This is a genomic window from Nostoc sp. PA-18-2419, from assembly GCF_005869855.1.
Lineage (GTDB): Bacteria > Cyanobacteriota > Cyanobacteriia > Cyanobacteriales > Nostocaceae > Nostoc.
The window spans coordinates 86,522-97,254 of sequence record NZ_SZNH01000023.1 but is presented as its reverse complement, the minus strand read 5'-3'; the positions used below and the strand labels follow the sequence as shown (position 1 = coordinate 97,254).

11 protein-coding genes are annotated in these 10,733 nt (G+C 39.8%); 5 read left to right on the top strand and 6 right to left on the bottom strand.

Annotated features, from left to right (window positions below):
- Positions 1–268: IS1 family transposase (locus FCR06_RS21965; protein WP_138501583.1), on the top strand; the 268-nt coding region annotated here is incomplete at its 5' end.
- Positions 269–391: 123 nt separating this feature from the next.
- Here the strand turns inward: FCR06_RS21965 and aroB are convergent.
- Complete coding sequence (aroB, locus tag FCR06_RS21960; RefSeq protein ID WP_138503497.1) at positions 392–1,483, bottom strand: 3-dehydroquinate synthase; 1,092 nt, start codon at positions 1,481–1,483, stop codon at positions 392–394.
- Between the two features lie 270 nt (positions 1,484–1,753).
- Between aroB and petL the strand changes: the two genes are divergently transcribed.
- Positions 1,754–1,849, top strand: a complete 96-nt coding sequence (gene petL / locus FCR06_RS21955; protein WP_138503491.1) for a cytochrome b6-f complex subunit PetL — start codon at positions 1,754–1,756, stop codon at positions 1,847–1,849.
- A gap of 79 nt (positions 1,850–1,928) precedes the next feature.
- On the opposite strand, the gene bioB is transcribed toward petL, so the two are convergent.
- Positions 1,929–2,936 (bottom strand): biotin synthase BioB, encoded by a 1,008-nt coding sequence (bioB, locus tag FCR06_RS21950; protein ID WP_189523518.1) that lies wholly within the window; start codon positions 2,934–2,936, stop codon positions 1,929–1,931.
- A 277-nt stretch (positions 2,937–3,213) separates the two neighbouring features.
- On the opposite strand from bioB, the gene FCR06_RS21945 reads away from it, so the two are divergent.
- Positions 3,214–3,789: a GNAT family N-acetyltransferase gene (locus FCR06_RS21945; RefSeq protein WP_138503487.1), complete on the top strand. Its 576-nt coding sequence runs from the start codon at positions 3,214–3,216 to the stop codon at positions 3,787–3,789.
- A gap of 86 nt (positions 3,790–3,875) precedes the next feature.
- On the top strand, positions 3,876–5,333 hold the full coding sequence (locus tag FCR06_RS21940) for a protein adenylyltransferase SelO (RefSeq protein ID WP_138503485.1): 1,458 nt from the start codon (positions 3,876–3,878) through the stop codon (positions 5,331–5,333).
- A 45-nt stretch (positions 5,334–5,378) separates the two neighbouring features.
- On the opposite strand, the gene FCR06_RS21935 is transcribed toward FCR06_RS21940, so the two are convergent.
- The 3 genes from FCR06_RS21935 to FCR06_RS21925 form a co-directional block, all read right to left on the bottom strand.
- Positions 5,379–7,103, bottom strand: a complete 1,725-nt coding sequence (locus tag FCR06_RS21935; RefSeq protein WP_138503483.1) for an ABC transporter ATP-binding protein — start codon at positions 7,101–7,103, stop codon at positions 5,379–5,381.
- Positions 7,104–7,291: 188 nt separating this feature from the next.
- Positions 7,292–7,813 (bottom strand): hypothetical protein, encoded by a 522-nt coding sequence (locus tag FCR06_RS21930; protein ID WP_189523517.1) that lies wholly within the window; start codon positions 7,811–7,813, stop codon positions 7,292–7,294.
- 108 nt (positions 7,814–7,921) lie between these two features.
- Positions 7,922–8,533, bottom strand: a complete 612-nt coding sequence (locus FCR06_RS21925; protein ID WP_138503481.1) for a DedA family protein — start codon at positions 8,531–8,533, stop codon at positions 7,922–7,924.
- Between the two features lie 132 nt (positions 8,534–8,665).
- Here FCR06_RS21925 and FCR06_RS21920 point away from each other — a divergent pair, with 132 nt between their 5' ends.
- Complete coding sequence (locus FCR06_RS21920; protein WP_138503480.1) at positions 8,666–9,448, top strand: ABC transporter permease; 783 nt, start codon at positions 8,666–8,668, stop codon at positions 9,446–9,448.
- 338 nt (positions 9,449–9,786) lie between these two features.
- On the opposite strand, the gene FCR06_RS21915 is transcribed toward FCR06_RS21920, so the two are convergent.
- A complete protein-coding gene (locus FCR06_RS21915) occupies positions 9,787–10,350 on the bottom strand; it encodes a cupin domain-containing protein (RefSeq protein ID WP_138503478.1) in 564 nt (187 codons plus the stop codon).
- Positions 10,351–10,733: the final 383 nt, after the last annotated feature.

Sequence of the window (10,733 nt, the reverse complement as noted above, 5' to 3'; positions counted from 1 at the left end):
TGAGCCATTATGGGAAATTGTGAAACAGTGGGAAAGCTATTTTTATGTGACCGATGGCTGGAAAGTTTACCCTAGTTTTATACCCAATGGAGATCAAATTGTGAGTAAAACATATATGACGCGAGTAGAAAATGAAAATACCCGATTACGTCATTATCTTGCACGCCTTCACAGAAAAACTTTATGCTATTCCAAATCAGAACAAATGCTGAGACACTCAATTAAATTATTACTTCATTATTTGAAGTATCAAATTGTACCTATATAAATTAATTCATCCCTTTATTCAGCAACGCCATATTTTCTATCTCTCTAATTTTGGATAAATTATTTACGGATGTAAGTTGTATTAAAGTTACTCCAACCATCAAAGTAAATATCGCTTCTTTGGTCAAATCCCTCGCAATACGTGGCGAATAATATCTGATGGCACTTCATCGGTAATTGTAACTACACCAATTTGTGTTGGCAAAATAAAGCGCACTTTGCCTGATTTAACTTTTTTATCTAACTGCAAGGCTTGAATAATTGCTTCAATATCTACCCCAGCTGGTAACTGAGTCGGTAAACCTGCTTTTTGAATTAAAGCATTTTGACGTTCGGTATCTTCCTTTTGCCACATTCCCAGTTCCACAGCAATTTGCCCAGCTGCTACCATGCCAATTGCCACTGCTTCGCCGTGATTCACGCTTCGATAACCAGTCAAACTTTCCACTGCATGACCGATGGTATGTCCATAGTTGAGAATAGCCCGTAACCCACCTTCTTTTTCATCTTTGCTAACAACATCAGCTTTAGCTTGACAAGAGCGGGTTAATATAGTGTCTATCAGTTCAGGTTTGACATAGCGGAGTTGGTCGAGGCGTTTACTTGCTTCCAACTGGGCAAACAATTCGGCATCCCAAATCACACCGTACTTTATAACTTCTGCCATTCCTGCGCGAAACTCGCGCATTGGAAGAGTTTTCAATACTTCTGGGTCAATCAAAACCAAGCGTGGTTGATGGAATGCCCCAATTAAGTTTTTACCGTGGGGATGATTAACGCCTGTTTTGCCACCAATTGCCGAATCTACCATTGCCAACAGAGAGGTAGGCACTTGCACAACATTAATGCCCCGTAGCCAAGTGGCGGCGGCAAAACCAGTCATATCACCAATCACACCTCCCCCCAAAGCCACCATAGTAGAAGAACGTTCTAGGCGGTTTTCCAAAGCAACATCATAGAGTTTTTGGATGGAGTTGAGGGTTTTGTAGCGTTCCCCAGGTGGTAGGGTGGAGCTAGCAACATCAAACCCAGCAGATGTCAGCGATGCAATGGCTCTTTTCCCAAAATGCTTAAAAATTGTTGGATTAGAAACCAGCAGTACCTTTTTGCCTAGCTTCAGACTGGCCATGTGTTGACCCAATCGATCTAAACTTGAAGGTGCGATCGCAATCTCATAAGACTGCTCTGGTAAATTTACATTAATTACAGAAGTCATTGCCCAACCCCAAACAAGCGCCTGTGGGCTGTATTCTATCGCAATCTGGGAAGAGGGGGGAGGGGGGAGTGTGGGGAGATGAGGAGATAGGGAAGTGTGGGGAGAGAGGGGGGCAAGATTTCTTTCCCATCCTCCCACACCTCCTTTTCCTCCCATATTCCCCGCTTACCTCATACCCAATCCCCAACAGTCAACAGTTAGCACTCTCAATGCCCAATATCCAACATCTAATGATTCAATAGATTTAGGAAGTATTGTGGAGAAAAATAAATGTTTGCAATCGTAGCTTACATTGTCTTCTTGGGTTTATTCTTTGGTATAGCCCTTGGTTTGTTCTTCGGTCTGCGGACTGCCAAGATAATTTAACCAAGACTCTTGTGGGGCGGGTTTCAAAGCCTGCCCTTGTTTGACTAAGGACGGGCGAGACGCCCATCAGAGAAGATATTTATCCCACAACTGCTGGAGTTGCTAGTTTTTCCTCTGTTTGGGAAGGCGGACGCATTCCTAAACCAAGTAAATTCAGCATTTCTTTGTCGCTATCATAATCTGGACACGGAGTTGTCACAGTCAACATTTTGTTGTCGTCGCTAGAAAAGATAGAATTGGCTCCTGCCATAAAGCACAAAGCTTGTTCGACTTGAGAAAGTCTAGCCCTACCAGCACTCAAACGGACATCGGAAGCTGGCATTAAAATTCTGGCTGTGGCAATCATCCGTACAATATCCCAAATGGGGACATCAGGCTGATTTTCTAAGGGTGTGCCTGGTACTTGGGAGAGAATATTAATTGGTACGGACTCTGGATGCGGCTGCAAGTTTGCTAGAGTTTGCAACATGGCAATTCGGTCATCGGCAGTTTCGCCCAAACCAAGGATACCGCCGGAACAGACAGTAACATTTGTTTGACGGACATTCTCAATTGTGTTCAAGCGATCGCTATATGTCCTTGTGGTAATAATTGTGCTGTAATATTCTTGAGATGTATCCAAGTTATGGTTATAAGCGTAAAGTCCGGCTGCTTCTAATCGCTTGGCTTGATTTGGTGTCAACATCCCTAAAGTGCAGCATACTTCTAAACCCATTGCTGTCACATCCTTGACCATTTCCAGGACTTCTTCAAATTGTGAGTTGTCCCGTACCTGACGCCAAGCAGCACCCATGCAGATGCGACTAACACCAGTTTCTTTAGCTTTTTGAGCAATGCTAACTACTGTTTCCTTTTCTAAGAGTGCTTGCGGCTTTACCTCTGTTTGATAGCGGGAAGATTGGGCACAGTAGCTACAATCTTCTGGACAACCTCCAGTTTTAATTGATATCAGCTTACAAACTTGGATTTTTGTTGGGTCATGATATTGGCGATGCACGCTAGCAGCTTGATAAATAAGCTCTAGCAAAGGCGTGTTGTATATCGCCCCAATCTCTAATTCCTGCCAATCGTAGCGTATTCCCGACATCACTATCCTTCTTGTAGACTAGGTTTATCAAGAGCTGTCTTTTGGTTGAGTTTCCTCTGGTACAGCCTTTGGGCAAATGAATTTTATTGAAGTTCTTAATTACCCATTAGCTCTCAATCCTTCGGCTCTAGATATTTAGACATCAGCTTATCAAGATTTTGCAGGAATAACAGATTAATAGTAAAAATACTCAGGAAAAGTTGGGGGATGGGGGGATGGGGAGATGGGGAGAGAAATAAGTAATGACCAATGACCAATGACTAACGACTAACAACCAATGAAATTAGAACTGCCATTAATTAGAAGCGATCGCCTATTATTGCGAGCGGCAATTTTAGAGGATATACCGCAAATTATCAAATACTTTACTGATAATAAAACTTATCTGACTCCATTCTACCCTCTTTGGGCTKATGGTTTTTTCACTCAAGAGTATTGGCAGTATCAAATCGAGAATAATTTTCTGGAATTTATCAATGGACAGTCCTTGAAGCTATTTATTTTTAATAAAAAAAATCCTACTGTAATTATTGGAACTATCAACTTTAGTAATTTTGTTCTTGGAGCTGCTCATTTTTGCTATGTAGGATATAGTCTTGCTGAAAAAAAGCAAGGCAAAGGCTATATGACAGAAGGATTACGATTAGCAATTAAATATCTGTTTGAGGAATTAAATTTTCACCGGGTTATGGCTAATTATATGCCTCATAATCGTCGTAGTGGCAATGTGCTAAAAAGACTCGGTTTTGTGATTGAAGGATATGCTAGAGACTATTTATTAATCAATGGACAATGGGAAGATCATATTTTAACAAGTCTCACAAATCCTAATTGGCAAGTACCTAAATCTTAAAATAATTCGTAATTGAGAAGATGTCGATACTGATGTCCAAGCCAGAGGTAGTATTAAGGGAAAGAATGAATTAAGTTTTGCTTGTAATGACTCTGGCCCAAACTCCAAACTCCCAAAATTCTAGCAATCCTTTTCTCTCCCTCAACTACGAAAGCGCCTTGGAATCTCTGGGCGATGACTACTATGATGAGGTTGCAGCAGCGGAATTTCCCCAACACATCTTGCGTTGGCGTAATGATGCACTATTACCGCGCTTAGGGCTTGACCCCCAAGTAGTCCTAGATGAAGATTTCATCACAGCTTTTGGCAAATTTGAGGGGCGCAAACCCTTTTTGGCAATGCGTTACCACGGCTATCAATTTGGCGAATATAATCGGCAATTGGGCGATGGCAGAGGCTTTCTTTACGGGCAGGTACGGGGTACTGATGGCAAATTATACGATTTTGGTACTAAAGGTTCTGGCAGAACGCCCTATTCCCGTGGTGGCGACGGTTTGCTGACGCTTAAAGGCGGAATGCGGGAAGTTCTGGCTGCGGAAGCACTGCATTACCTTGGTGTACGTACCTCGCGCTGTCTGACCATGATTGAAAACGGCTTATCGTTGTGGCGGGGGGATGAACCATCACCTACCCGTTCATGTGTAATGGTGAGGATGAGCAATTCTCATATTCGTTTCGGTACTTTTGAGCGTTTACACTATTTGAAGCGTCCAGATTTAACTCAGAAGTTGTTAGACCACGTAATCAAGGAATATTATCAAGATTTAGACGCCAAACAAAATAAATATGCCTTGTTTTATGCCGAACTAGTGAAACGGGTAGCAGAATTAGCAGCACAGTGGATGGCTGCTGGTTTTTGTCATGCAGTTCTCAATACTGACAATATGTCGATTACAGGAGAGAGTTTTGATTATGGACCTTATGCGTTTATTCCTAATTATAACCCATCCTATATAGCTGCATATTTTGATTATTTTGGACGCTATTGTTACATTCATCAACCAAGCGTTTGCCAATTAAATTTAGAAATGCTTCAGGAACCTTTGAAGGCGATTATTGCTGAAGACGATATGAAGTTTGGATTAGCAAAGTTTGATGAATACTATCAAGCGGAATACAGTTCTTTAATGTTAAAAAAATTGGGTTTTAGAGAGTTGCTACATCCGCAGGCTAAAGAACTATTAAATTTAACAATTGAATTTTTGACCAATAGCAAAGTTGGTTATCATGAATTTTTTTATGAGATGGCTCGCACCTTTTCAGCTAAATGGCGAGATGAGCCAGGTTTTGTGATGAATACTTCTGATATTGTACCAGTACCGGGAGCGTCAGGAATTTTTGATGATTGGTGTATATTGTACCATAAAATCTTGAATGATTTAGATAGCGATCGCCTAGATACAATCGCCCAAACTCTAGCTTTTCATAATCCAAAAACAACATTATTAAGACCTGTAATTGAATCGATTTGGGAACCAATTGTTCAAGAAGATAATTGGCAACCTTTTTATGATTTACTACAGCAAATTCAATTGAGAAAATAGTTATGGCAGGAGGCAGGGGGCAGAGGACAGGAAAAAAGAGAATTTCTAACTAAATTCCTGAGCATAAAACTGCCCATAGCGACCGTTTAGGGCTAATAATTCTTCATGGGTTCCTAATTCGACAATTTGTCCTTGTTCAAGAACTAAAATGCGATCGCACCTTCTAACTGTTGATAAACGATGGGCAATAATAAACACTGTCCGGTTTTCTATTAATCTTTCTAAGGCTTCCTGTACCAATACTTCTGACTCAGAATCTAATGCAGATGTCGCTTCATCAAGAATCAAGATTTTCGGGTTGAGGAGAACAGCACGAGCGATCGCAATTCTTTGTCTTTGTCCTAATGATAAGTTTACTCCACGTTCGCCCACCCAAGTACGATAATCTTCTGGTAATTCGCTAATAAATTTATGGGCATTAGCAATTTTTGCTGCTGCTGTCACTGCTTGCATATCAAAAAAGTCTTGCCCAAAAGCAATATTTTGGGCAATTGTCCCGGAAAACATGATGCTTTCTTGGAGAATAATGCCAATTTGTCGCCGCAGACTATGTAGCTTGACATCCCGAATATCAACTCCATCAATTAAGATTTGACCAGTTTTGGGGTCGTAAAAACGGGGTAAGAGATTCACGAATATGCTTTTACCAGCAGCAGAAGTACCTACAACAGCGATCGCTTCACCCGGTGATACCAACAAACTGATATCCTTTAATACGAGTTTGCCCGCTTGATAGATAAAAGAAACATGACGATATTCTACTTCGCCTTTGACTGGAGGTAGAGCGATCGCATTTGGCTTTTCGATGACTGTCGGCTGAATTGCCATCAATTCAAAAACTCTGCGAACAGATGCTTTACCCTGCTTAAATTCGTTGTAGTTTTTAGTAATGTGACTGATGGGGTCAACTAACAGCGCCGCCGCCGCCAGATAACTAAAAAAATTGGCTACTGTCAAATTATCTTGGGAAATTTGCCACGCCCCCACTATCAGTAAAGATAAGACACTTGAGGCTGACAAAAATCCCAGGATGGGACTTTTAATTGCTTTTAAGCGTTCTGCTGAATATTTTGCTTTTAAATTGCGTTCTGCTTCATCGCCAAAGCGGGCAATTTCGTAGTTTTCCGCCGCAAAAGCTTGTACCAAACGGATACCATTAAAAACTTCCAAGAAAATGGCAGATAAACCCGACACGCGATTTTGATTTTTTGAAGAATGCTTGCGTAAGAGTTCGCCAAACCAGCCAATTAAAATAGCGATTAGTGGTGCAATTATCATCGTTGCTAGTGTCAATTGCAAATTCAGATAAATCATGTAAATCGCAATTGCAACTAACTGCAAAACACAGGGAATAAAGTCATGAAATATTTTATTTACCACTTCCCCAATTCGGTCAACATCTTCGGTGAGACGGTAAGATAAATCACCTGCTTTCGTGGTTTCAAAATAACTGAGATTTAGCTTTTGAAGATGTGTGTAGAGTTGTTGGCGCAGATAAAAAGCAACTTTTAAAGCAGCTTTTGCCATGTACATATCTTGTATAGCCTGAAACAAGCCTCTCACAAGAAAGATTAAGGCACAGGTTCCAGTTATTTGGACGATCGCTACTAGATTACCTTGGGCCAAAGGAATTGCCAATTTGCCAGCAAGATTGATTAACACTAATGTCGCCAGCACGTATCCGAAAATGCCAATAAATCCCTTAGTGATAGTTCGCCACTGAGGTTGGATATAAGGTAACAGTAGCCAGTAATTAGAACGCGTTTTCAAGCTCTAACGTCCAGAAAAATATTTTCCTTTGTTTGACGCTATCAGGTTTTGGAGAGTTTCTGAGCAGTTAAATACAATTAGGCGTGGGGGAGGTGGGGAGACAAGGGGACAAAGAAAATAAGGCGTTGCTGATTCCAGATATGAATTTACCTTAGTCAACACTCAACACTCCCAATTCCCTCATCTAATTATTTCTGCTCGACTTCCCAGCGAAACAGCCGTGGCAATTGAGATACATCTATGGCATAATTGACAATCCACAGCACCAGTAGAAAAATTAAAAAATATCGCACCCACAGCAATTGAGTTTCAGAACCTAAAATTGTTAAACCCTCATATAACTGCCAGAATCGGTACGGTAAATATACATAAGGAACCATTACCCATACTACATTTTGGAACTTTCTTAAGGCGACTGTCTCGGAAATGATTTGTAGCGCTAATACGATAAAATACCAACCAAGCACAGTTAAAACAGTGCGATCGCTCCACCAAACACCCCATAACAACATTACTATTAACGGCAGTACTATTCCTAGTATTTGCACTGAGCCAAACCAAATTTTATACCAACCGGGAAATGGTAAAGGCAAAGTGTAGGTTTTTGCGTTTTTCCACCCCTGGTTAACAATCACAATAAAAAGCGTGGCAATGACGAAAAAAATCAGGTTTTCTATCAATAGGTAGAGATTGATGTTTAAGGAAGTCATACAACAATACGAGTAGTTGAAAAACTCAAACCGCTTTATCCTTTAATCCTGAATTTTAACTTCTAACTTCTGATTTCTGACTCCTGAATTCTGAATTATGAGATATTTTCACTCTTTTTTTGCTCTATTTTCTTGGATAATATGAATAATTGATGGTCCTAAAGAAATAACTATAATTAATCCAATAATTGGTAACAAATACTTATCTACCTGTTCCGGTGGTAAGGATTTTCCTAAGAAAAAGCCTAATATAGTGATTCCGAACGTCCACAGGAAGCCACCAATTAAGTTGTAAGACATAAATGTGCGGTAATGCATAGCACCAATTCCTGCTACTATCGGCGCAAAAGTACGAATAATCGGTGTAAAACGTGCTAAAACGAGCGTTTTTTTGCCATGCTTCTCATAAAAATTTTGGGTTTTTACCAAGTGTTTTTTATGAAACAACCATGAATCTTCTTTCTGAAATAATCTTCTGCCAAATCTGTATCCTGTCGCATAGCCAACATTATCACCAAGGACTGCACAAACGAAAGCACCAAAAATCAGAACCCAAATGTTAAGTTGTGAGTTGGGAACAGATGCCAGAAATCCAGCGGTAAATAATAAACTATCTCCCGGCAGAAAAAAACCAATTAACAAGCCAGATTCAGCAAAAACAATTGCCCACACCCCAAAGTAGCCGAGTGATTTAATCAGTTGTGGTAAATCTAGATGCATAAAACTTCTGAGCTTTGAATAATAGATCCACCAGATCTTAACGTTCAATAATTTTCTTAAATAAAAAGTAATATTAAATTTACATAAAGTTCTTTTGTTATTTTAAAATTAATATCGGCTCACGGGTGCAAGATGCAAAGATATTGGAAAGTACTAAGACTATTTTGGAGTGCAGCGATCGCAGCTGAGTTTGAGTATCGCATCAACTTTCTCATAGCTACCCTAACCAGCTTGGGGAATCTTATCGGCAGCGTCTTTGGATTATTCTTGTTTTACCGTACCGGCTATACCTTTGCTGGCTGGTCATGGGAAGCAGCTTTAGTAGTTCTGGGAATTTTTACTTTACTGCAAGGATTTGCTACCACTTTTCTGGCGCCAAACTTGAATCGCATTGTCCGCCATGTGCAAGAAGGCACTCTTGACTTTATATTATTGAAACCTATTCGCAGTCAGTTTTGGCTGTCCACCCACACCATTTCACCTTGGGGACTACCAGATTTAATCTTTGGCTGCATCATCATTGGCTATGCAGGTCAACGCCTCGGCGTAGAAATAAACAACTATCTACTGAGTGTAGTGCCGTTGTTGTTTGGCTTGGTGATTTTCTATAGCTTGTGGTTTATACTTGGTTCTACGACTATTTGGTTTGTTAAAATATACAATGTTACTGAAGTGCTGCGTGGTTTATTGGAAGCAGGGAGATATCCAATTACAGCTTTTCCAACTGTTTACCGCGTTTTCTTTACTTATGTAATACCAGTAGCTTTTTTAACTACTATACCATCTCAAGCGCTGCTAGGTCGAAGTCAAATTACTTGGTTGATGGGTGCAGGAGTATTGGCTGTAATGTTATTTCTCGTTTCTACTTGGTTTTGGCGATTTGCATTACGGTTTTATACTAGTGCTTCAAGTTAGTGGATATGTGATATGAATCAAGTTTAGCGAATTGTTATTTTCATTTTTCTCAAAAAAACTGTTTATTTTTATTAATGAAGTCGCTAGTATTCTTAGTTTAGATTTTGCAGTTGATGATTTTTTTGCACTAATTCGCTTTTGCGATAACCAACGTGCAATTAATCCTGAATACAGGGCAAACCAGGGCAAACGCACCTAATCTTTGAAACCCTTGCTGGACACTATGCAACTATAGCAGGAGGCACAGGGTAGCTATGCTGGAGGTAAAACTATTACTATTCCTAGCTTTCACGCTTGTCATTATGTCCTAAAGAGTACGACTACAGCTATAAATGAAATTAACAATTGAATGGCTGTTTCTTGACAATAGTCACAGGCTTTATAGTCTTTGGTAAATTATTAAACAAATCAGGTGACACACCGAATATCGCAGCTAAAACATCATTTGGGATGAGACTGATTGAGTTGGTAATCCCAATATCATTGTGTGGTTCGGAGGTACTAGTGTTAAAAACAACCAAAACAACAAGCTTTTCATGTTCACTAGCATTTTCAAAGTAGTGAAAGAAGCCTTGAGGGGCAAAAACAACATCACCTTTGCCAGCAACAAAAGTATAATTCTCTTGTTGAGTACCAAGAATAACCCACTTAGCTAAACCTGAGATAACATAGTTTATCTCCCACGCATTCGGATGCCAGTGTGGTTCTCGAACCCCACCAGGTTCGAGGTGGATCAAATAGATGGCAGCATTTTGTCCAGCAAGAATTGGCCAATTCTCTTCGTTGCCACCACGTAAATTCCCACCGTTATGCTGAGTAGCAGGTAAAGCTTGTAAATGGAATAAGTAAGGAGACAAGTTGTCAACACTAATACTTTTTTTGGTATTACTTACATCTGTCATCTTCACATCTCCTATGAGGTAAACTTTTTTATTTAGTTTTATGTATTCATYATGTATTCCAAAAATATTTGTACATCTCTCTTTAGAATTACAACTTAATTTTTACTTTATTACTTTAGAGTTATGAAATTTTATTTAATCATGTTTAAAGTGAAAGCTCATGCTACAAAAATATAGCAGTTGGCGCAGTTTTGATAATTTGCTTTTTAAGCATTTATTTAAATCTTTAAGTAAGTCGGCACAATAAAACCAAACTATGTGAATAAAAATTAACTAAAAAAACCCTCTTCTCTCCTGCCCCCTGCTCCTTGCCTCCTGCCTCATCTCAACGATAAATTTTCCCACTCACCTACTTAACATTAATGCGGTCTTCCCAAGTGAGC